The organism is Cupriavidus sp. D384 (assembly GCF_001652915.1).
Lineage (GTDB): Bacteria > Pseudomonadota > Gammaproteobacteria > Burkholderiales > Burkholderiaceae > Cupriavidus.
Genome location: NZ_BBQI01000088.1, coordinates 41,018 through 63,683 on the forward strand (window position 1 = coordinate 41,018; position 22,666 = coordinate 63,683).

General features: G+C 64.7%; 19 protein-coding genes. 11 read left to right on the forward strand and 8 right to left on the reverse strand.

From position 1 onward, the window contains the following. The first annotated feature begins 270 nt into the window (after positions 1–270). The gene (gdhA, locus tag A9J21_RS17495) at positions 271–1,614 is read left to right on the forward strand and encodes an NADP-specific glutamate dehydrogenase (protein WP_066737878.1); all 1,344 of its coding nucleotides are present in this window, start codon (positions 271–273) and stop codon (positions 1,612–1,614) included. A gap of 109 nt (positions 1,615–1,723) precedes the next feature. Here gdhA and A9J21_RS17500 read toward each other — a convergent pair whose 3' ends face one another. Further along, on the reverse strand, positions 1,724–2,314 hold the full coding sequence (locus tag A9J21_RS17500) for a hypothetical protein (protein WP_156545984.1): 591 nt from the start codon (positions 2,312–2,314) through the stop codon (positions 1,724–1,726). Positions 2,315–2,565: 251 nt separating this feature from the next. Here A9J21_RS17500 and A9J21_RS17505 point away from each other — a divergent pair, with 251 nt between their 5' ends. Continuing rightward, entirely contained in the window at positions 2,566–3,246 is a 681-nt protein-coding gene (locus A9J21_RS17505) for a hypothetical protein (protein WP_066737880.1), read from the forward strand. Positions 3,247–3,397: 151 nt separating this feature from the next. On the opposite strand, the gene A9J21_RS17510 is transcribed toward A9J21_RS17505, so the two are convergent. The 4 genes from A9J21_RS17510 to A9J21_RS17525 all read right to left on the reverse strand — a co-directional run bounded on the left by A9J21_RS17510 (position 3,398) and on the right by A9J21_RS17525 (position 7,746). Beyond that, on the reverse strand, positions 3,398–5,413 hold the full coding sequence (locus tag A9J21_RS17510) for an alkaline phosphatase (protein WP_066737881.1): 2,016 nt from the start codon (positions 5,411–5,413) through the stop codon (positions 3,398–3,400). A 311-nt stretch (positions 5,414–5,724) separates the two neighbouring features. Further along, entirely contained in the window at positions 5,725–6,714 is a 990-nt protein-coding gene (locus tag A9J21_RS17515) for an SRPBCC family protein (RefSeq protein WP_082926485.1), read from the reverse strand. Then, positions 6,686–7,054 (reverse strand): helix-turn-helix transcriptional regulator, encoded by a 369-nt coding sequence (locus tag A9J21_RS17520; protein WP_066737883.1) that lies wholly within the window; start codon positions 7,052–7,054, stop codon positions 6,686–6,688. The genes A9J21_RS17515 and A9J21_RS17520 overlap by 29 nt, the downstream gene beginning before the upstream one ends. Positions 7,055–7,182: 128 nt before the next feature. Next, positions 7,183–7,746, reverse strand: a complete 564-nt coding sequence (locus A9J21_RS17525) for a MarR family winged helix-turn-helix transcriptional regulator (RefSeq protein WP_066737885.1) — start codon at positions 7,744–7,746, stop codon at positions 7,183–7,185. A gap of 178 nt (positions 7,747–7,924) precedes the next feature. On the opposite strand from A9J21_RS17525, the gene A9J21_RS17530 reads away from it, so the two are divergent. The 9 genes from A9J21_RS17530 to A9J21_RS17570 all read left to right on the forward strand — a co-directional run bounded on the left by A9J21_RS17530 (position 7,925) and on the right by A9J21_RS17570 (position 18,024). Beyond that, positions 7,925–8,866: a Bug family tripartite tricarboxylate transporter substrate binding protein gene (locus A9J21_RS17530; protein WP_066737967.1), complete on the forward strand. Its 942-nt coding sequence runs from the start codon at positions 7,925–7,927 to the stop codon at positions 8,864–8,866. Between the two features lie 10 nt (positions 8,867–8,876). Continuing rightward, complete coding sequence (locus tag A9J21_RS17535) at positions 8,877–10,442, forward strand: sulfatase-like hydrolase/transferase (protein WP_066737887.1); 1,566 nt, start codon at positions 8,877–8,879, stop codon at positions 10,440–10,442. A gap of 230 nt (positions 10,443–10,672) precedes the next feature. Beyond that, complete coding sequence (locus A9J21_RS17540; RefSeq protein WP_066737892.1) at positions 10,673–11,353, forward strand: CDP-alcohol phosphatidyltransferase family protein; 681 nt, start codon at positions 10,673–10,675, stop codon at positions 11,351–11,353. 50 nt (positions 11,354–11,403) lie between these two features. Then, complete coding sequence (locus A9J21_RS17545; protein WP_066737969.1) at positions 11,404–12,174, forward strand: 2OG-Fe(II) oxygenase; 771 nt, start codon at positions 11,404–11,406, stop codon at positions 12,172–12,174. Positions 12,175–12,191: 17 nt separating this feature from the next. Next, entirely contained in the window at positions 12,192–13,244 is a 1,053-nt protein-coding gene (locus tag A9J21_RS17550) for a lysylphosphatidylglycerol synthase domain-containing protein (protein WP_066737894.1), read from the forward strand. Between the two features lie 33 nt (positions 13,245–13,277). Further along, positions 13,278–14,033: an NTP transferase domain-containing protein gene (locus A9J21_RS17555; RefSeq protein WP_066737896.1), complete on the forward strand. Its 756-nt coding sequence runs from the start codon at positions 13,278–13,280 to the stop codon at positions 14,031–14,033. After that, positions 14,030–15,742 carry a phosphoenolpyruvate mutase gene (gene aepX, locus A9J21_RS17560; protein ID WP_066737898.1) on the forward strand — a complete coding sequence of 571 codons (1,713 nt, stop codon included), beginning with the start codon at positions 14,030–14,032 and terminating at the stop codon, positions 15,740–15,742. The genes A9J21_RS17555 and aepX overlap by 4 nt, the downstream gene beginning before the upstream one ends. Beyond that, positions 15,739–16,926: a phosphonopyruvate decarboxylase gene (aepY, locus tag A9J21_RS17565; protein ID WP_066737900.1), complete on the forward strand. Its 1,188-nt coding sequence runs from the start codon at positions 15,739–15,741 to the stop codon at positions 16,924–16,926. Before aepX ends, aepY begins: the two co-directional genes overlap by 4 nt. 30 nt (positions 16,927–16,956) lie before the next feature. Beyond that, the gene (locus A9J21_RS17570) at positions 16,957–18,024 is read left to right on the forward strand and encodes a 2-aminoethylphosphonate aminotransferase (RefSeq protein WP_066737902.1); all 1,068 of its coding nucleotides are present in this window, start codon (positions 16,957–16,959) and stop codon (positions 18,022–18,024) included. A 47-nt stretch (positions 18,025–18,071) separates the two neighbouring features. On the opposite strand, the gene A9J21_RS17575 is transcribed toward A9J21_RS17570, so the two are convergent. From A9J21_RS17575 to A9J21_RS17585, 3 genes are all read right to left on the reverse strand, one after another. Further along, the gene (locus A9J21_RS17575) at positions 18,072–18,413 is read right to left on the reverse strand and encodes a YciI family protein (RefSeq protein ID WP_066737904.1); all 342 of its coding nucleotides are present in this window, start codon (positions 18,411–18,413) and stop codon (positions 18,072–18,074) included. Between the two features lie 50 nt (positions 18,414–18,463). Further along, positions 18,464–20,827 (reverse strand): glycosyl hydrolase family 28-related protein, encoded by a 2,364-nt coding sequence (locus tag A9J21_RS17580; protein ID WP_197497523.1) that lies wholly within the window; start codon positions 20,825–20,827, stop codon positions 18,464–18,466. Between the two features lie 202 nt (positions 20,828–21,029). Then, positions 21,030–22,613: a phospholipase D family protein gene (locus A9J21_RS17585; protein ID WP_231906961.1), complete on the reverse strand. Its 1,584-nt coding sequence runs from the start codon at positions 22,611–22,613 to the stop codon at positions 21,030–21,032. Between the last annotated feature and the right edge of the window lie 53 nt (positions 22,614–22,666).

A 22,666-nucleotide genomic window follows, 5' to 3' on the forward strand; every position in this document is an offset into this window, starting at 1 on the left:
CGCCCATCCGCATGGCGGCAGCATCATGTTTTCGATAGGGATTGCCCCATTCTGGTGCTAAGCTTCGTGCCTGTTTGGACATCCAGCCACAAGCATCAATGTCCGGACATTGACGGCATCTTATTGCGCCCGTGCCCTTCCGCCCGGGTTGCCTACCCGCATTGCATGCCACGGCGCGCATCCGACGCGCCAATCCAGGACGGCCCGGCCGCCAGCCTCTGCGGCAGGCGCAGGCGCCACATACAGTACCCAAGACAATACCGAGACATCGTGACTTTCCACTCCCTCGATTCCTTCCTGGCCGGCGTTGCCCGGCGTGACCCCGACCAGCCCGAATTCTTCCAGGCCGTGAAGGAGGTCATGATGACCTTGTGGCCGTTCGTCGAGCGCAACACGCGCTACCGCGAACAGGCGCTGCTGGAACGGCTGGTGGAACCCGAGCGCGTGATCCAGTTCCGTGTGGCCTGGACCGACGACCGTGGCCAGGTGCAGGTCAATCGCGCCTTTCGCGTGCAGCACAGCTCGGCCATCGGCCCGTACAAGGGCGGCATGCGCTTTCACCCGACCGTGAACCTGTCGGTGCTGAAATTCCTGGGCTTCGAGCAGACCTTCAAGAACGCGCTGACCACGCTGCCGATGGGCGGCGGCAAGGGCGGATCGGACTTCGATCCCAAGGGCAAGTCGGACGCCGAGGTGATGCGCTTCTGCCAGGCGCTGATCGCCGAACTGCATCGTCACCTGGGGCCCGATACCGACGTGCCGGCCGGTGACATCGGCGTGGGCGCACGCGAGGTGGGCTTCATGGCCGGCATGATGAAGAAGCTGACGAACCAGTCGGCCTGCGTGTTTACGGGCAAGGGGCTGGCGTTTGGCGGCAGCCTGATGCGCCCCGAGGCCACCGGCTACGGCACGGTGTACTTCGCGCAGGAAATGCTGCACCGACGCGGCCGCGAATTCAATGGCCTGCGCGTGCTGCTGTCGGGCTCGGGCAATGTGGCGCAGTACGCGGCCGAAAAGGCCATCGAACTGGGCGCCAAGGTGCTGACCGTGTCGGACTCCGGCGGCGTGCTGCACTTCCCGCAGGGCATGGACAGCGAGCAGCTGGCCGCGCTGATGACGTTCAAGAACGAGACCCGCGGCCGCCTGGCCGACTTTGCCGCGCAGCACGACCTGCGTTTCGAGGCCGGCAAGACCCCCTGGCACGTACCTGCCGACGTGGCGCTGCCGTGCGCCACCCAGAACGAACTGGACGGCCACGACGCCGAGCGCCTGCTGTCGAATGGTGTGTTCTGCGTGGCCGAGGGTGCCAACATGCCGTCGACGCTCGATGCCGTGGATCGCTTCGTGGCCGCGCGCATCCTGTACGCGCCCGGCAAGGCCAGCAATGCCGGCGGCGTGGCCACTTCGGGCCTGGAGATGTCGCAGAACGCGATGCGCCTGGCCTGGCACCACGCCGAGATCGACGAGAAGCTGCACGCCATCATGAAAGACATCCATGGCAACTGCATCCACTACGGCCAGAAGGATGACGGCTATATCAACTATGTGGAAGGCGCCAATATCGCGGGCTTCGTCAAGGTGGCCGACGCCATGCTGGCGCAAGGCGTGATCTGACCGGCGCTGGCGATAAGCGCCGGAGCCGGTTCCAAAGAAAAAGCGACGAGGGAAACCCCGTCGCTTTTTTCTTGGCGCCTGGTTTTGGCGCCCGGTTCTGCCGATTTCCCTACTGAACCTTGGCCCAGCCGACCACCTGCCAACGGAACATCGCCGATTCGCCAACTTCTGCGCCATACGTCATCTGCATCTTGCCGCCCGGCGCGTAGATATCGAGCCGGGGCATGGTTGGCAGGTCGAGCCACAACGAATCGTCGTGGAATGACCAGTTGCCACACCAGGCGCAGGCATCGCCCGGCTTCTCGCCTGGCTGATGGAAGTTGAAGCGGCCATCGGCGCTGATTTCCAGGTAGTCGAACGCGCGGTAGAAGGTCAGCAGGGTCCGCTGCCTGGCGGTTGCCTCGGCGGTCTGGGCGGGGGTGGCCGGCGCCGGCAGGTCTGACGGCGCGCGAACGGCTGCGCCATAGAGCGTCCACTTGCCGACGAAGTCCGCGGCAGCGGGCAAATACTCGGCAGCGGTGCTTGCGGCCGGCGCGGACTGCTTTACGGAAGCAGCCGGGCCGGCTGCGTGGGCAGCGGCCGTGGCGGCAAGCGCCAGCAGCGCGGCAACCGTGGCGACCGTGGTAACGGTCCTGAAGGCAGTGAAAGTCGGGAGGGTCGTGGCGGATTTGGCGAAGTGGATCGCCTTGAAACGGAACATCGGCAAAAACATCCTGAGTGAAAGCGGGAACAGCCTAGCAGCCATGGCATCGATCGAAGGCCGGAATAGGCGCGATAAATGTAGCATATTAGGCATTTTAAGGCATATACATCACATATAAAGCGCCTTAAAATACATATTCGGCCGTTGGCAAACCCGATCCGGGCGTGCCCGGGAGCCAGGTCGTACCGGTGGCCGAATCCGTAGCTACACCCCCCATGGGGTGACAAAACACCGAAGGAAAGCAGCAAATGAAAGCGATTACCCTCCGCGTCCTGACGGCTGCCGCATTGGCCGCAGCAGGTACCGCCCACGCGGCAGCCCCGGCGCAATCGCCGGAAGCCGTCACGGACCTGTTCCTGCGTACGCTGATTCAGGCCGATCCGGCAGCCATGAAGTCGCTCAACGACTACACGCGCCCGGTGCGCGTCGCCAACAAGGCCCCAGGCGACTTCATCAACATTCCGGAGAAGCTCGAGGCAGACAAGGATTACGCCAAGGATCTGGCGCCTGTCTTCCTGCAGCAACTGAAGATGTCCGACGCGGACAAGGCCGCGCTGGAGCCTACCGTCGTCATGTTCATGCAGAGCCTGCACGATGCCCAGAAACGCACGGTCTGCACGACGGGCAAGGCCGAGACAGTCACCGAAGGCGTGCCGAAGAAGTCGGTGGCGGTCAACGTGCCGTTCGAGTGCAAGGTGGTGAATCCCCCCGAGAAGCTGAAGGCCTTCCTGCAGCGCGCAGCGGGTAGCAACTGGAAGACCGTGGCGCAGTATCGCGAAGCGATCGACAAGCTTCGCGTGGGCTATGAAACCGCCCCGCTGACCCAGGACTGGCGCGGTGCCCTGCCGCTGATTTCTGACAAGAAGCCAGTCGTGTGGCAGAACATCTTCCCGAACGAGAGCGTCGATATCACCGAAGCACTGTTCTGATTGGCGCGCCGCGCCACGGTATCGGGGTATCCCGAGTCCTGGCGCAAGAATTGAAGAAAATGCGACGAGGCCACCCTCGTCGCATTTTTTTGGCCAACCGCCGATCTGTGCGAGTCCTGGCGCTTGCCTGGACCGCGCGCCAGGCGACACGCTAGACCACGTTCACGTCGGCCGTATTCGCCGCCACTTCCAGCACCTTCGTGCTCGCCGTCGCTGGCGCCGGTGCCGTGCCTCCCGAAAGCCGCTGCATCACGTGGAATGCGCAACTGAGCTTGTCGGGCGTCAGAGTCACCACCGCGTAGCCTTCGGCGTTGGTATTCACGTGCCGCAGCCACGGATTGAACGTGCGCAGCGTGCTGTCGAAGGTGTTGGTCAGCGTGCCGCCGACGTTGCTGTAGATCAGGTCTCGCAGGGCGGCGAACGTCTGGTCGTTATCCACGACCGCGCGGAACGAGCTGAGCAGCGTGTTGCTCGACAAGCCCGCAGTGACCAGATCCACCATCACCGGCGCGGGGCTGGCGGCATCGTAGTCGTCCATCACCTGGCCGCCAAAGAACGCGTGGATGTCGCCGCTCAGCGCCACGACATTGCGCACGTCATGGGTCTTCAGGAACGCCATCAGGTTCTTGCGCTCGGCATTGAAGCCATCCCACTGGTCGGCATTGAGAATGAACTTGCCCAGCAACGAAACGGGCGGCAGACGCGACGCGATGAATGGCTTGACGTTGGCATCGAAGGCCGGCCCGTCAATGCCGGCCTGCGACAGCACGTTGCGCAAAGCCGTATAGGCCAGCCCGGCATAGGTGCCAGCCGTCCGCGCCGCCGCGAGATCGCTGGCCAGCGCCGTGGCTATCGCGCTTTCGACCGACGCCAGCGCGCCGTTGGACAGTACCAGCGCGTGTGCGATCAGGGTCGACACCGCTTGCGTGATATCCACTTGCATCCGCAGCATCGCGAGCTGGTTGCCCCAGAGCTTCCACGTGGTATTGGCGCCACCGACGCGGTCTTGCCACCACCCTCGCTGCGTGTCGCCCAGCATCGACACCGGCGTCAGGGCCCCGCCGGCAGCCGATATCCTGGCCGCTTCGGCCGAGGCCAGCTTGTCGGCCGCCACCAGGTAAAGGCTTCCGACCGAGCCGCCCACGGATTCCTCGGTAATGACATGATCGGCGCGGTACAGCCGTTCGTCCGTCATCATGAGCGTGGCCAGATTGCCAAAGGTGAACGAGCGGTAGATCTGGATGTTCTGGAACGACGGATTGTCCGCATCGAAGCTGACATCGGCCGGCATGTACTCGAACCAGGCCTGGTTGGCGGCACGCCGGCGCGCGGTACGTGGCGTGAGGTCGTCATCGGCGTCGTAGGTCTGCCGGTCCTGCCAGCAGTTGTCGGAAAATTCGTGGTCATCCCAGATCGCGATCATCGGTGCCGCCGCGTGCAGGGCCTGCAGCCGCGAATCGTTGCGATAGCTGCGGTACAGGTAGCGATAATCGTCGAGCGTGGTGGCGTAGACACTGCCATCGGGCAATACCGTGCCGTTGGGCAAGGTCAGTACGGTATGCCGATCCTCGACATTGCCGGTGCGCGAGCCGCCCGGCACCGCTTCGTAGATGTAGTCGCCCACGTGGACGATAAAGTCCAGATCCTGCTGGGCCAGCTCCTCCATGCCGGCCCAATGGTTGGCGTTCCAGTCCTGGCAGCTTACGAAGGCGAAGCGCAACTGCGCCAGCGCAGTGCCGGCCGGCACCGTCGTGCGGGTGCGGCCAACGGTGCTGGCCCGGTTGCCGAGCAGGAAGCGGTAGTAATACCGCGCGCCGGCCGTCAGGCCCGTCACCTTGTTGCGGATCGTATAGTCCCATTCCGGGCGCGCCATCAGGGGCTGGTTGACGAGCAGGCTTTGCGGTGGGAAATCCGCCTGCGTGGACACCTGCAGGCGCACCACGACGGGCCGCTTGCCATTGTTGCCCTCGACGCGTGTCCACACGATCACGCTGTCGGGGCGAGGATCGCCCGAGGCTACGCCATGGACGAAATTGAAATTTTCGGGATTACCGGTATCGGGCGGCTGATCGTCCCCGCCTCCGCCGCCCCCGCAGGCGGCAAGCCCGCCAGCGGCAACGGAAACGGTAAGAAAACCTCCCAGCTTGAGAAAGTGACGACGGTCCATGGCTGTTTTTCCTGTATGTGGGGACATGGACAGCCAGGGACGGGATGCCACGCAAGTCGCATCAGGCTGTCTTGCGTGGCAGGTCGCATCTGGATACTAGTGTCGGCGCGTGGGACGCGCCGTCGGCAAATCGCGGACAACGGTATCGGTAAAAGGATGACGTCGGGTCGGGCAAACCATCTCAACCAGGTGGATGCCTTCATGTTGCCGATTCTTGAATGCTGAATGACACGCGATTACTCTCGCGCGCCCTGCCCGCCGCGCCGGCAAGTCCGGCGGGCGCCGGCGCCACTTCGAGAACGTCAAGCGCTTCAGCGTGCCCGCCGCACCCACTCCCCAATGGCGTCGAGCAGCAGCCCCGAGCCATGCTCGCGCGACCCCGCATCGTCATAGCCATCCAGGAAGGCGCCATGCTCGGTCAGCGTCAGTTGCGTGCCCTGCCCCACGGCCTTCAGCTCGAAGACGGCCAGCGACACCGAAATCTTGCGTTCGCCCATATGCATCTCGTAGCTGTAGACCAGGCGCTCGTTCGGAATCACGTCGAAATACACAGCGTCGAACGTCGACACCAGGCCGTTATCCCATTTGCCCTGCAGATGCTCGCGGCCGCCTGGGCGCACGTCCATGGCGCGCGACACGGTCTGGTAGCCCTGGCCGCCGTGGAACCATTCGGCCTTGGCCGCAGGGTCGCTCAGCGCACGGAACACGAGGGCCGGCGGGGCATCGTAAGTCCGCGAAATCGAGAACGTGCCATGCGCCACCGAGCGCGGCGGCGTTGCGGCGACGATACGGGCCACTTCCCGTTCCAGCCGGTCCAGCGTCTGCTTCCAGCCCTCCTCGGCGCCCCGGATGAAGTCGCCAGCCGACGGATCGAGCATGGTGTATGCCTGGGTCACACGCATCTCGGTGCCGCCGCAGACGGTTTCGAAACCGACCGTTGTCAGCGCGTTGAACAGCGGTTTGCCGTCGACGGTGACCACCGTCATGTCGATCACCAGCCGCGAGTGCGGCATGACCTCCACAAAGTGACCACGGATCCAGTGCTCGAACGTGCCGTCCTGCGAGCGCATGCACAGGTCGAACTTGCCGCCCGGACGGAATTCCACCTCGCACGCCGGCACGGTAAAGCCCTGCGGGCAGAACCAGTGTTTCAGGTGATCGGCCGTGCTCCATGCCTTGAAAACCAGATCGCGCGGGGCATTGAATGCACGCGATGTGGTCAGGCGGTGCTGGGCGTGCTGCTGGGCTGACGACTGGGTGGACGACGACGTCTCAGTCTTCGTTGCGGTCGCGGGTGCCATCGGATGCTGCCTCCTTTTTCATGGTTTCCAGGTATTCGCCCAGGCGGTCGAAATGGCCTTCCCATTCGGCCCGGCGGGCGCTGATCCACTGCTCCGCCTCGCCCAGCGCATTGGGCGCCATGCGGCAGGTGCGTACCCGTCCGACCTTTGCGGTGCTGACCAGCCCCGCCTGTTCCAGTACCGACAGGTGCTGCATGACCGCCGGCAACGACATCGCCAGCGGCCTCGCCAGATCAGAGACCGACAGCGGTCCACGGGCCAGTTGCACAAGCATCGTGCGCCGGGTGGTGTCGGCCAGCGCCTGGAACGTGGCGTCGAGAGGATCGGAATAGTTAAGCATGTCCTTTAGTATAGGGACGCACGAAAGTTAAGCAAGGACTTTAGTGATTTTCCGGGATGGAAAGCCCTATGCCCGCCCGCCCCTCGCCGGGCCGGATATTCAATCTTCTTGGCGATCGATCTCAAAAATCACCGGCGATGCCAGACGCTCAACGGGTCGTCGAACGCTGGCGGTTCGGCATCATCGCCCTGGCCGGATAGTGGCTCTGCCGCCATCCGCATCGCCACGGCCTGGGTATGGAGCTTGTCGAGGCAGCGCGAAAACACCTCGGCCTCGGCCGGGTCCAGGCAAGCGGCCAATTCGCGGTTGAAATCGCGTGCCCGGGCAAACGCGGCGGCATAGACGCCCTCGCCCGCCTGCGTCAGCGTGAAGGCCGCGGCGCGCCGGTCTGCCGCCTGCGCGGTCTTGCACACCAGGCCCTTTTCCATCAACGCATGGACGGCGCGGCTTGCCAGCACCTTGTCCAGCCCGGCGCTGGCGGCCAGTTCGGTCAGCCGGGTGCCGGGCTGCTCGCCCAGGAACGCCAGCATGCGCCATTCGCGCCGGCTGACCCCGGCCGCCGCGCGCAGGTGGAGCCCGCTGGCAGACATCGCCACGCGGCTCAGGTGATAGAGCCGGTAGTTGATGAAATCGACCAGGCGCGCGGGCGCCTGCAGTGTCCCCGAACCATGCTCCGGATTGGCTTGCGGCATGAATAGTTGATTTTGTTAACTAATGGGTCGGATGCTAGCGTGCCGGACACACTGATAACAATCGAAACCTGGTTCGAGGAGACATCGCGTGATCCGCCCCATCCGCTCCACCCGTCCTGTCCACCCCATCGGCCCGGCCCGCCCCAGCCGTTTTACGCGCCGCGCGACGCTCGGCACCCTGGCCTGGCTGGCCGCCGCCATCGTCTGCGGGCCCGCCCTGGCCCAGAGCGACAAGCCGCTGCGCATTCTGGTGGGCTATCCGGCGGGCGGTACCGCCGACCTGGCAGCCCGGCTGGTGGGCGACAAGATCCGGGAAGACCTCAAGCAGACGGTGATCGTCGAAAACAAGCCCGGCGCCGGCGGCCGGCTGGTGATGGACTACGCGCGGGCGCAACCGGCGGACGGCAATACCGTCGTGCTGGCGAATTCCGCCGTGATGACCATCGCTCCGTTGGTCTATCGCAAGCTCAACTACGACATCGCGCGCGATTTCGTTCCCGTGGCGCCGATCGCCAACTTCCAGCTGGCGCTTGCCACCGGCGGCGCCACGCCGGCCCGCAACCTGAAGGACTACATCGCCTGGCTCAAGGCCGACCCGACGCACGCCGCCTATGCATCGCCCGCGCTTGGCAGCATTCCGCATTTCTTCGGGCTGATGATCGGCAAGCAGGTCGGCGTGTCGATGCTGCATGTGCCGTTCAATGGATCGGCGCCGCTGATGACCGCACTGGTGGGCGGCCAGGTGCCGGCTTCGGTCGATACCCTGGCCGACCTGACGGAAATGCATCGCGCCGGCAAGATCCATGTGCTGGCAACCTCCGGCACCCGCCGATCCGCCGCGCTGCCGGATGTGCCCACCTTCACCGAGCTTGGTTACAAGGACATCGAAGGCGTGGGCCGCTACGGCGTGGTTGCGCCGGCCGGCACGCCGCGCGCCGCGATCGACCGCCTGAATGCCGCCATCACCCGCGCCCTGGCATCGCCGGATCTGCAGGAGAAATTTCTCAAGCTCGGGCTGGAGCCGCAAAGTGGCAGTGCCGATGCGTTTGGCAAGACGCTGACCAGCGATGCAAACCGCTGGAGCCCCGTGGTCAAGGCCTCCGGCTTTGTCGGCGATTAAGGAATCAACGATGTCCATCCGCAATGTGCTGTTCATCATGTGCGACCAGTTGCGTCGCGACCACCTGGGCTGCTACGGCCATCCCACGTTGCGCACGCGCAATATCGACGCGCTGGCGGCTCGCGGCGTGCGTTTCGACAACGCGTTTGTGACGTCAGGCGTCTGCGGCCCCAGCCGCATGAGCTTCTACACGGGCCGCTACGTCAGCAGCCACGGCGCCACCTGGAACCGCGTGCCGCTGTCCGTCGGCGAAATCACGCTGGGCGAATACCTGAAGGACAGCGGCCGTGCGCTGGCCCTGGCCGGCAAGACCCACGTGATGCCCGACAACGCCAACCTGAAGCGGCTGCATCTGGACGGCGGTACGGAACTGGAAACGCTGTTGCGCAGCGGCCACTTTATCGAGGTGGACCGCCACGACGGCCACCACGCAGAGCCGCACAGCGCCTATGCCGACTGGCTGCGCGCCCAGGGCTATGACAGCCGTGACCCGTGGACCGACTATGTGATCAGCGCCCAGGCGCCCGATGGCGAGATCGTCTCGGGCTGGCAGATGCGCAATGCGGGCCTGCCAGCACGCGTGGCCGAGCCGCATTCGGAAACGGCCTATACCGTGGACCGCGCGATGGACTACATCGCCGCCCGGGGCGACGATCCGTGGGTGCTGCATCTGTCGCTGGTCAAGCCGCACTGGCCCTATCTGGCGCCGGCGCCGTACCACAACGCCTATTCGCTCGACGACTGTCTGCCGCTGCAGCGCAACGACGCCGAACTCGACGATCCCCATCCGGTGGTCGACGCGTACCGTACGCAGGAGGAATGCGCCAATTTCATGCGCAAGGAGGTATCCGACACCGTGCGTCCTGCCTACCAGGGCCTGATCCAGCAGATCGACGACCGGCTCGGCCAGCTCTGGGAACTGCTGGAGCGCACCGGGCGCTGGCACGACACCCTGGTGGTCTTCACGGCCGACCATGGCGACTTCCTGGGCGACCACTGGCTGGGCGAGAAGGAGCAGTTCTATGACACCGTGCAGAACATTCCGCTGATCGTCTATGACCCGTCCGCCGAGGCCGACGCCACGCGCGGCGTGGCCGACGCCCGCATGGTTTCCGCCGTCGATGTGGTGCCGACCGTACTCGACGGTTTGGGCCTGCCAGCGTTCGACCATCGCGTGGAAGGCCGGTCGCTGCTGGACCTGACCCGGGGTCGCGGCGGCGATTCGGCAGCGTGGCGGGACTTCGTGGTGTCGGAACTCGACTATGGCTATCGCGGCGCCCGCGTGGCCCTGGGCCGGCAGCCGGGCGAATGCCGCGCCTGGATGGTGCGCGATGCGCGCTGGAAGTACGTGCATTGGCAGGGATTCCGGCCGCAATTGTTCGATCTGGCGAACGATCCGTCCGAATTTGTCGATCTTGGCGCCGATCCGGGCCACGAGGCCGTGCGCAGCCATATGCGCGGCCAGTTGCTGGACTGGTTCTGCACGCTCAAGCCGCGCGTCACCGTCAGCCATGCCGAAGTGGCGGCCAAAACCAACGTCTACAAGCAGGCCGGGGTGTTCTTCGGGGTCTGGTGACAGGACTGCAGGCGGGCCCGGTGGTGCTTTGGCGGCGGACTGGATGGTCCGGCAGCGCGCTTTCCGGGCGCTCCGCGGCCGTCCGCAGGACACCTCCACGCGCCTTTGCTGCACGGGTGCGGGAAAGGGCGTATTCTGGTGAACTTGTCATTCGGGCGTCGTAGGCGTAGTGTTCCGCATCGCCTGGCGCGCCGAAGTGCCGGAGCCGCCCCTCCAGATAGTTTTGACGGATGAACCAGAAATCCCCTAAATACCCGGATGAACCGCCCTTGCCGTCCACCTGGGATGCCCGCCTTGCCCGCCATTTGGTGCGGCCCCTCAAGAACACCCGTGTCACCCCGAACCACCTGACCACGCTGCGGCTGCTGATTGGCATCGCCGGCGTCGCCTGCATTGCGCAAGGCGGCTACACGTGGAGCAACTGGGGCGCGCTGCTGGTTGTGGTGTCGAATTTTGTCGACCATACCGACGGCGAGTTGGCGCGAATTAGCGGCAAATCGAGCAAGATCGGCCATTTTTACGACCTGGCAAGCGACGCGCTGATTACCGTGCTGCTGTTCGTCAGCTTTGGCATGGCCGTGGCAAACAGCGCGGCCCCCGGCGGCGTGCCCGAGACGTTCGGTCCGGTGCTGCGCGGCACGATTGCCGGACTTGCCGTGGCGCTGATCTTCTTCCTGCGCATGCGTATAGAATCGCGGGTTGGCAAAAGTGGCACCAAGCAGGCGTCGGCTGGCGGATTCGAGACCGAAGACGTGCTGTACCTGCTGCCGCTGGTGACGCTGACTGACGGCATCGGTCCCTTCCTGACCGCGGCCTCGATCGGCGCCCCGCTGTTTGCCGTGCTGGTCATCATCGATTACTGGCGAGTCATGCGGCGCCCCCAGCCAGTCGCAACTTCCACCGATCACTGAGGCAGCCCATGCCAGAGCAAGTTACCGGCGACATCGCCATCACGCCGCAGATGGCGCGCGAAGCCGAACCCGTGGCCGCGCGTCCGGCGGCCCGCCGTCCGGACGCCGCCGTGGCCGGCGTGGTGTCGCAGCTGGACACCCCCGCCCTGCGCCAGGATTTCGACCGCGATGGCGCGTTCCTGTACCTGGACAAGTTCCTGGGCCCGGACGAAACCGCCCAGCTGGTGGCGCTGGCGCGCTCGCTGCAAGGCGGCCTGAACCGCAACTACCTGCCCGGCCACAAGCAGGGCGGCAGCGTCAGCCGCCATACGATCGACGAAAAGGCGCCGTTCATTGCCGAGCTGTACCGTTCGAAGGCGCTGATTGGCTGGCTCGAAGACGTGACGGGCGACAAGCTCCAGGTCTGCCCGGAAACCGACCCCCACGCCTACGCGCTCTATTACTACACGCGCCAGGGCGACCATATCGGCTGGCACTACGACACGTCCTATTACGATGGCCGCCGCTACACGCTGCTAATCGGCGTGCTGGACGAATCGACGTGCCGGCTCGACTACGAACTGCATACGCGCAACCCCGACATTGCGGACGAACCGGGCTCGGTGCAGATTCCGCCGGGCGGCATCGTGCTGTTCGACGGCGACAAGCTGCGCCACCGCATCACGCCGGCTGGCCCGAACGAGATCCGCGTGTCGCTGACCTTTGAATATGTGACCGATCCGGGCATGCGCCCGTGGCTGCGCTTCATTTCGAACATGAAGGATGCCGTGGCGTACTTCGGGTTCCGCCAGGTGTTCCGGCGCCTGCTGGGCGGGAAATAACCGGGGTAGTCAGCGGCGTGAATCGTGCAGCTTTCATTCTTCTGTCGGTAGGCGCGGCACTGTTTGTCGGGCTGCTGGCCTGGCAGGGCTTTGGCGCGGTGACCACCACGCTGATGTCGGCCGGCTGGGGTCTGGCCGTGGTGGCCGCGTTCCATCTGGTACCGCTGGCGCTCGATGCCGGCGCCATCGCCGTGTTGCTGGACCGCAAGACCCGCCACGGATCGTTCTGCAGCGCGCTCAAGGCACGCTGGACCGGCGAATCGGTCAACAGCCTGCTGCCGGCGGGCCAGATCGGCGGCCCGGTGCTGATGGTGCGCTACCTGTCGCATCGCGGCGCGCGCATGCGTGACGCGGCTGCCGCCATCACGGTCAGCACCACCACCCAGGCGCTGTCGCAGATGCTGTTCGCATTGCTGGGCATTGCCGTGTTCGGCGCCAACGGCGACATGTCCGAGTACCGCACCCCGATCATCGCCGTGACCGGGGTGCTGGGTGCCTGCGTGCTGGCGTTCTGCGTGCTGCAGCGGCGCGGCATGTTCGGCCGCATGATGCGCATCGGCCAGAAGCTGTTCGGCAAGCGCGATGCCACCGATGACACGGATGCCACCGAACCCGGAGCCGAAAAGCCGGGCCGATGGGCCGGGCTGGCACTGCGTGCCGACGCCGTGGACAGTGCGATCCGGGAACTCTATCGCGACCGCAAAAAGGTCGCGGCCAGCTTTTGCCTTAACCTGCTTGGATGGATCGCCGGCACTGGCGAGGTCTGGCTGATCCTGTATTTTCTGGGGCATCCGGTGAACTGGCACGAGGCACTGCTGCTCGAAAGCGTGGGCCAGGCGATCCGCGGGGCCGCATTTGCCATTCCGGGGTCGCTCGGTGCGCAGGAAGGCGGTTACCTGCTGCTGGCGCCGCTGGTGGGCCTGCCGCCGGATGCCGCGCTGGCGCTGTCGCTGGCCAAGCGCGTGCGCGAGCTGGTGCTTGGCATCCCCGGACTGGTGTATCTGCATTTCAGCGAACGGAAGTTCCAGCGCCGTCGCGCCGCGCATGCCCTGTCGGCCGACCGGGGCTAGCGCGGCCCTTTCATTTTTCATGAGAACAACGTGATGCGAGCAATCATTCTTGCCGCGGGCCTTGGCCTGCGACTTCAGCAACAGCCGGGAAAGCAGTTCCCGAAATGCCTGCTGCGCTTTGACGGGCTCACGCTGCTCGAACGTCACCTGCGCCTGCTCGATGCCGCCGGCGTGACCGAAGTGGTGCTGGCGCTCGGCTTCGAACCGGACCATGTCAAGGAAGAACTGGCCCGCCTCGGCCGCGACCTGGAAATCGTCATCAACCCGCGCTACGACCTGGGCAGCGTGCTGACCGTGCATACGGTGGCCGACGCCATGACGCGCGGCGGCGACGTGCTGCTGATGGACGCCGACGTCCTCTACGACGAGCGCATCATGACCAAGCTGGTGGCCGGCGACACCGTCAACCGCCTGCTGATCGACCGCGACTTCGAAGCCGGCGACGAGCCCGTGAAGCTGTGCCTGAAGGACGGCGTGCCCGTGGAACTGCGCAAGCAGCTGATGGCCGACCTGCAGTACGACACCATCGGCGAATCGGTGGGCTTCTTCCGCTTCAAGGAAGACTGCGCCCGCCGCCTGGCCGAAATCGTCAAGGGATACGTCGACTCGGGCCGCGCCAACATGCCGCACGAAGAAGCCGTGCGCGACCTGCTGCTGGAACAGTCCCACGTATTCGACACCGCCGACGTGACCGGCGCCCCCTGGATCGAAATCGATTTCCCCGGCGACGTCTCGCGCGCAGCCGTTGAAGTCCTGCCCCAACTTCTGCCCGTAGGAATCGCCCAATGAACGCCATCGACCCGAACCTGCTCGCCACCTCCGGTACTGCTGTGCCCCTGTCGCGCGCCGCGCGGCTGCGCCAGATGCTGCTCTCCAACGAGCTCGAATTCATCATGGAAGCCCACAACGGCCTGTCCGCGCGCATCGTGCGCGAGGCCGGCTTCAAGGGCATCTGGGCGTCGGGCCTGGCCATTTCGGCCCAGTTCGGCGTGCGCGACAACAACGAGGCCAGCTGGACCCAGGTCGTGGACAACCTGGAGTTCATGGCCGACGCCAGTGACCTGCCGATCCTGCTGGACGGCGACACCGGCTACGGCAACTTCAACAACGTGCGCCGTCTGGTGCGCAAGCTCGAGCAGCGCGGCATTGCCGGCGTGTGCATCGAAGACAAGATCTTCCCGAAGACCAACAGCTTCATCGGCGGCGAACAGCAGCCGCTGGCCGACATCGACGAGTTCTGCGGCAAGATCAAGGCCGGCAAGGATTCGCAGGCCGATGACAACTTCTCGATCGTGGCCCGCGTGGAAGCCCTGATCGCGGGATGGGGCATGGAAGAGGCGCTGCGCCGCGCCGAAGCCTACCGTCAGGCCGGCGCCGACGCCATCCTGATCCACAGCAAGCTGTCGAAGGCCGACGAGATCGTGACGTTCGCGCGCGAATGGGGCAACCGCGCCCCGCTGGTGATCGTGCCGACCAAGTACTACAGCACGCCGACCGACGTGTTCCGCAAGGCCGGCATCAGCCTGATCATCTGGGCCAACCACCTGATCCGCGTGGCCGCTTCCGGCATGCAGGCCGTGGCAAAGGACATCTACGAGAACCAGACGCTGGTGAACGTGGAAGACCGCATCGCCACCGTCAACGAGATCTTCCGCCTGCAGGATGCCGACGAATACTCGGCCGCCGAGAAGATCTACCTGACCGGCGGCCAGGCCCCGGGTTCGGCCGTGGTGCTGGCCGCGGGCCGTGGCAAGGGCCTGGAAGCCCTGACCGAGGACAAGCCCAAGGTCATGCTGCCGGTGGCCGGCAAGCCGCTGCTGCGCTGGCTGGTGGACGGCTTCAAGAACCAGGGCATCAACGACATCACGGTGGTTGGCGGCTACAAGGCCGAGGCCATCGATGCCGCCGGCATCAACCTGGTGCGCAACGACCGCTATGCCGAAACCGGCGAACTGGCGTCGCTGGCGGCTGCCGCCGACACGCTGCAGAACGACACCGTGATCGCCTATGGCGACCTGCTGTTCCGCAGCTACATCCTGCGCGACCTGGTGGATACCGATGCGCCGTTCAGCGTGGTGATCGATTCATCGGAATCGGCGCCGTCGAACCAGAGCGTGCGTGATTTTGCCTGGTGCTCGGCATCGGATGATCGCGACCTGTTCGGCCAGAAGGTCCTGCTGAAGAAGATTTCGGACGACGTGCCGGCTGGCGATGCCCCGCATGGCCGCTGGATCGGCCTGATGAACGTCCGTGGCGAAGGCCGCGCGCGCCTGCAGAAGCTGCTGGGCGAACTGCGCCAGCGCCCGGACTTCGACAAGCTCGACCTGCCGGACCTGCTCAACGCGCTGGTTGCCGCTGGCGAACAGGTCGAAGTCAAGTACGTGCACGGCCACTGGCGTGGCGTGAACGACCTGGACGACTTCCGCCGCGCCGGCGATTTCGCGCACGGCCAGTCGCCGTTCTCGGTCGGCGGCAGCGACGGCGAGGCCGCGCAATGATCGAGGCGGTCCAGTTCGTGGAAGCCGCGCGCGAGCGCGGTTTCGAGTGGTATGCGGGCGTGCCCTGCTCGTACCTGACGCCGTTCATCAACTACGTGGTGCAGGATCCGTCGCTGCACTATGTGTCGGCCGCCAACGAAGGCGATGCCGTGGCGTTTATCGCCGGGGTGACGCAGGGTGCGCGCAACGGCGTGCGCGGCATCACCATGATGCAGAACTCGGGCCTGGGCAACGCAGTAAGCCCGCTGACGTCGCTGACCTGGACGTTCCGCCTGCCGCAGTTGCTGATCGTCACGTGGCGCGGCCAGCCCGGCGGTGCATCGGACGAACCGCAGCACGCGCTGATGGGCCCGGTCACGCCGCAGATGCTCGACACGATGGACATCCCGTGGGAACTGTTCCCGACCGAGCCGGAGGCCGTGGGCGCGGCGCTGGACCGGGCCATCGCCCATATGGACGCCACGGGCCGGCCGTACGCGCTGATCATGCAGAAGGGCAGCGTCGCGCCCTACCCGCTCAAGTCGCAGAAGGGCCCGGTGGCCCGCGACAAGGCGCTGCCCGAGGTGTCCCACACCGGCGCGGCCACACTGCCGAGCCGTACCGAAGCACTGCAGCGCGTGATTGCGCATACGCCGGTCGATTCGACCGTGGTACTGGCATCGACCGGCTTCTGCGGCCGCGAACTGTACGCGCTGGACGACCGGCCGAACCAGCTCTACATGGTGGGGTCGATGGGCTGCCTGACGCCGTTCGCGCTGGGCCTGGCGCTGGCGCGTCCGGACCTGAAGGTGGTGGCCGTCGATGGCGACGGTGCCGCGCTGATGCGCATGGGTGTATTCGCCACGCTGGGCGCCTATGGCCCGGCCAACCTGACGCATGTGCTGCTGGACAACAACGCGCATGACTCCACCGGCGGCCAGGCCACGGTGTCGCACAACGTGTCGTTTGCCGGCGTGGCGGCGGCATGTGGCTACGCGTCGGCCATCGAGGGCGACAACCTTGCCATGCTCGACGACGTACTGGCGCGCGCGGCCACGGCCACGGCGGGCCCGAATTTCGTGTGCCTGCAGACGCGTCCCGGATCGCCCGATGACCTGCCGCGCCCGTCGGTGACGCCTGTACAGGTGTCCACGCGCCTGGGCCGCCAGATCGGCGCCGACCAGGGCAACGCCAATCACGCCTGACCCAACCCGCTTGAGAGCTTGAGAGAACGCATGCTGCTTCTGAATCCCGGCCCCGTAACGCTGTCCGAACGCGTCCGCAATAGCCTGCTGCAAACGGACCTGTGCCACCGCGAAAGCGAGTTCTTCGACCTTCAGGACGAAGCGCGCCAGCGGCTGCTGGACATCTACGGGCTTGACCCAGCCACCTGGTCGGCCGTGCTGATGACCGGCTCGGGCACTGCCGCGCTGGAAAGCATGATCGCCGGGCTGGTGCCGGCGCAAGGCAAGCTGCTGATCGTACAGAACGGCGTCTACGGCGAGCGCGTGGCACAGATCGCCACCCAGTACCAGATCCCGCACACCGTGGTGAAGCACGAGTGGATGGAAGCCCCGGACCTGGCCCGCATCGATGCGGCGCTGGCGGCGGACAAGGCCATCACCCACCTGGCCGTGATCCATCACGAGACCACCACGGGCCGCCTGAACGACCTGCCGGCCATCGACGCGCTGTGCCAGGCGCGCGGCGTGCGCCTGCTGGCCGATACGGTCAGCAGCTTCGGCGCCGAGGCCATCGACTTCAGCGGCAACATCGATGCAGTGGCGGCCACGGCCAACAAGTGCCTGCATGGTGTGCCCGGCGCGGCCTTCGTGATCGTGCGCCGCGCGGCGCTGACCCATGCGGTCAGCCGCACCTATTACCTCGATATCGCGCGCTACGCGAAGCAGCAGGACCAGCGCAACACGCCGTTCACGCCGTCCGTCCAGGCGTTCTACGCGCTGGTGGAAGCCCTGCGCGAGCACAGCGACGAAGGCGGCTGGCAGGCGCGCCACCAGCGTTATGCCGCGCTGGCCGAGGAAGTCCGCAGCGGCCTGGCTGCCCTGGGCATCGAGGCGCTGTGGCCGGCGGCCCAGTCGTCGGTGGTGCTGCGCGCGTACAAGCTGCCGCAGGGCGTCACGTACGAACAACTGCACGACGGGCTGAAGGCACGCGGCTTCGTGATCTATGCAGGCCAGGGCGGCCTGTCGTCGCAACTGTTCCGCATCTCGACCATGGGCGCGCTGACGGCCGCCGACATGCACCGCCTGATCGCGGGCTTCCGCGAACTGCTGCATCGTTGATCGGGAGTGCCGGGGCTGGCTTGCTGGTCAGCTTCGGCCCCCGCCCCTCAACTCTCCGGGTCGTACCCAAACTCGCGCAGTTCCTGCGCGCAGCGGCATGCCGTGGCGATCTTTGCAGCCCACGCGATGGCGGCTTCGCGCGAAGGAAGCTCCAGGACACAGAAGCCGCCATCGAACTCCTTTGTCTGGGGATAGGTTTCGTTTGTGACGCTGCCGTCCGAGGCGACCATGACTGGCGCTACGCCCCCGTTGATTCCGCCACCGAACACGTACACGCCCGCAGCCTTCGCCTCCCGTATGACCTCGCGCGCGGCTTCGCCCACGGCGGCAAATTCCTCGTCAGGTACCTTCATCGCCGGTCCCGGAAACGAGATCAGGTATTTCGTCATCGTTGGCTCCTTCGGTTCTTCACAAAGCGCAGGATTTCAGCCGCACCGTCCTAATTCGCCTGATTATTGGAAATCAGAATCGCCGGATTTCCCGAAGCAAACTGCCTGGTAGATTCACCAACCGTCATGCGGTTCGAATCAACCAGGTAGGACGTAATGCCTGCGATGCCGTTCGCAAGGGTAAAGTTGTAGCCAGCCTGAATCGAATTGCCCCGGACATAGACTCCACTGATAAGCGTGCCAGGAAAGTTTCTGGTGTAGAAGCCACTTCCCCTGGGGTCGGTCGGAAACATTGTATTGAGTCCGGTTCGCACGCTGTTATTGATAATGTCAATGCCGATCAGATTCAAGAAATACGAATCGTACTGCTTCGAAATCACCGAGATTGCCGTGTTTGTCATGGCGTTGCCGAGTATGGCGCTGTCAAACACATTGCCAAAGAAGCCGTTGCCAGTCTGCACGGTAGTCGCGTTGGTAATCGTGTTGTGGCTGATCACGAAACGAAAGACGGAACTCGTGACCGAGATTATCGATGTCTTGTCAGGGACCACATCCCACGGACGATCGACCGTGATGGTGCGTCCATTGATCGCCCGGACCATGCGGTATTGACCAACGCCCCGCCCCTGGCTGATTGCAACCGCCAGCGTCTGGAAATTGGTCACGCCGACCGAGCTGAAATCCATGTCGTTTGCGGTGGTCACGGATTCCGCGGAAGCTCCGGACGTCATGCCAAGATACGCCTGGCCTCCCCCGTCGGTCGTGATGCCCTGACCATACGGGTCGCCGATGTCCGTGATCTGGTTGTATCCCGCATAGAGATTCTGGCAGATCATCGAATAACTGAACTTCCAGAATGGGCGGCTGAACGCCACGCCAGCACCCATTCCGCTTCCTGCTCCCTGGACCCGGTTTTTCTCGAATATGACGTTTTGAGCGGCTGAAAAGCCGATGTCGGAACCCTTCGCCTGGACATAATCGTTGTCGGTAACCAGGGCACCATCGCCATACAGAATATCAACAGACCTGCCGGGGCCGGTGATCCTTGAGGAAAGGACCCGAATATCGGGTCCCGACAGCGCAACGATGGTTCCCTTGCCATTCGTCTTGTCCGCGCTGACCGTAATATTCACTTGATTGAATAACAGATGTCCTGAAAGGGACGGAGCGCCGGTCAGGTCGCCCTTGACAAGGTTGGCGGACATTGGGGCCTTGAGCGAAAGGCTTTCAAGACCAAACCAATGGCTACCCTGGATCCACGCCGGCGGCGGCGAAGAAGACTGCCCGGTGATGGTGGTGGCCGATGGTGAGCGGCCGATGATGTATTGGTGAGGATGCAGCGTCACCGCCCTGGTAATCACGAAATTACCGTCCGGCAGCGGGAGATAACGGGGATTCGCTGCGGTTGACGATGCCTTGTTGGCGTCGAGACATTTCTGCATGACCGCTGCGTTATCGGTTGCCCCATCGCCGGCCAGGCCGCTGCAATGCATCGCGCTCAGATTCACGCCCGGATTCGCGTAGATCCTGATCTTGCTGGCGGGCCCCGATGCCGCATCCTGCGTGCTATTGCCGAGCCAGATGTAGTAGTCGCCTGCAGCAAGAGATGCGGGAATTGACACCGCAATGGCATTCTCGTCGCTGCTGATGACCGAAAGCCTGGAATAGCTGCCGCCGGCATCTTGCAGGATCACCGATGGTCGGCCGGGAAAATTCTTGCCGAAAAGTCGCAGGATGCCACCGGCATCGGCGCCACAGATACGGAGCTGGTGCTTCGGTGCCTCAAGGGGATCGCTCTCCGAAGGCACCCCGACAGCCCAGTCGAGCTGCGGCACATTGATCAGGATTTCCACCGCATCGGCCGAGCGATCTTCGATGCGGACGGCATAAACAGCATGCGGGAAAGTTGGCGGAATCGTAAAGCGGATTCCCGTGGAAGCCAGGTTTTTTGCCGGCACCGTGATCTTGCTGGCGCGCAGGGCGCGACGCCAGTCCGTCATTCCTGCAGTAACCGCGAGCAGCCGAACTGTCTTGGGATTGCTGGTAAAGGCCCCGTTCATCAACACCGGGAGTCCGGGCCCTGCCTCGCGCGAGGTCCAGTACACCGCGTTGCCGGCATAGGTCGGAAAATTGTCGATCTGGGACATCTTGCTGGTGTCCACATGGACCGCCTTGCCGCTTCCCCAGTTCAGGCCGGACGGATTTACCGGGCCACCATTCAGCGCGTATGGGTTGGCGCAGCCGTGGAGTTCGCCAAGATTCTTCGGCAACGGCGCGTTCCCCGAGATGCCCGCGTCAGCGACCGACTGCGATACCGGTTTCGCGGTAACGTTTTCGGCGGCCTGAACGTCGCCCTGGGTGATGCTGGTGTAAGCGATGGTGTACAGCAGGCTCAGAAAAATAAGACGAAGCATGTCGCTCATCCTGATCGGGCATTTTGCTGGCATTTGTCGCCCCCATTTTTCCCGAATGCAGGGCGCGATCAACCAGAAAAAGTCCGCTCCTGACCAGGAGCGGGCTCGACATGGCTTCCATTTCACGGTGTTTCAACACCCTTCTGGAACGGGTAGCCATCAACAACGTGCGAAACGGGATAAACCCCGGGGGACGTCCCTCCTACAACTGCTCCTCGACCGGCAATATCCGCAGCACCCCCTGCTTGAACTTGTCCCACCCGTTCATATCGGGCTCGCTGGTATAAGTCCGCACCACCCCGCCCTCGCGGGTCACCCACTGCAGTGATTCGCCGTCGTCGCCAAGCACCACCTGGTACGCCGCGTCCAGCAGCGCATCGTCCACGCCTTGCGCCAGCATGTCGCATAGTTCCTTGCTGTCGACGATGATGCCCATTTCCGTGTTGAGCCGCGCCGAGCGCGGGTCCAGGTTCAGCGACCCGATAAACAGTTCGTGGCGGTCGACCATATAGGTCTTGGCATGCAGGCTGGCGCGGCTGCTGCCGCCCGGTCCCCGGTGGCGCTTCTGCTTCGCCATCTCGGCGTAGGCGGTTGGCTTCAGTTCGTAGAGGATCACGCCGGCCTTGAGCAGCGCCTTGCGCTTTGGCGCGTAGCCGGCGTGCACGGCGGACACGTCGGTGGCGCCGTAGGAGTTGGTCAGGATGCGCACCTGCACGCCTCGCTTCTGCATGCCGGTCAGCCAGGTCATGGCCGATTCTGGAGGCACGAAGTATGGCGAGATCAGCGTCAGGTCGTGCTGCGCCCCTTCCAGGAATTTCACCAGCTTGGGGATGGCGTGGGTCGAGTCGTCCTCGGGCGGCAGCAGCACCTTGGCCGCGCGGTCGGCAATCACGGTCGCGTTGCCCCAGTACTCGGGCAGCTTGTTGTCGCGCAGGAGTTGCACGATGCCCGTTTCCAGCAGCGACTTGCCGTAGGGCGTGGCGCGCATGTTCACGGCGTGCTCGTCCAGATAGCTGCGGAGCTTCTGCTGCTGCGTCACCGCCTCGTCGCCGCTCAGCGGCTTTGCCATGACCGACAGTGGATACACGGCCTCGCTGTTCCAGAAATCGTCGAACACCGCCGATACCTCGGGCACGACGGGTCCGGCGGCCAGCAGGTCAAGGTCGGTGAAATCGGTATCGGCCGCGCCGTAGTACTGGTCGCCGATATTGCGGCCGCCCACAATGGTCAGCTGGTTGTCGGCCGTCAGCGACTTGTTGTGCATGCGGCGATTGATGCGCCGGAAGTCGGTCACGTACTCGAACAGCCGCACGTTGCGGCTGGCAAACGGATTGAACACCCTGACTTCCACGTTCGGATGGGCATCCACGGCAGACAGCGCGCGGTCCTGCCGCGCCAGGTGGATATCGTCAAGCAGCACGCGCACCCGCACGCCCCGGTCGGCCGCGGCCATGATCTCGGCCAGCAGCGTCAGGCCCGTCTCGTCGGCGTCGAAGATGTAGTACTGGACGTCCAGGCTGCGTTGCGCGGTGCGCACCAGGGCGATCCGCATCGCCAGCGCGTCGGTGCCCGACAGCAGCGGATAGAAAGACGACTGCCCCGGATGCGCGGCCAGCTTGGGCGCCATGCCGCGCGCCAGCATGGTGTCGCCGGTGTCCTGCAGTGCCATCTCTGGCGCCAGCGGCGGCCTTTGCGGCAACCCGGCGCAGGCGCTCACCAGCAGTGCCAGCATCACCATCAACGGCCGCCCCACCTGCCTTAGCGCAGTTTGCGTGACATGCATCATGCCCCTCCCGGGATTGTTCCAGCGTGAACAATGGACATGTACAAAAACAACGA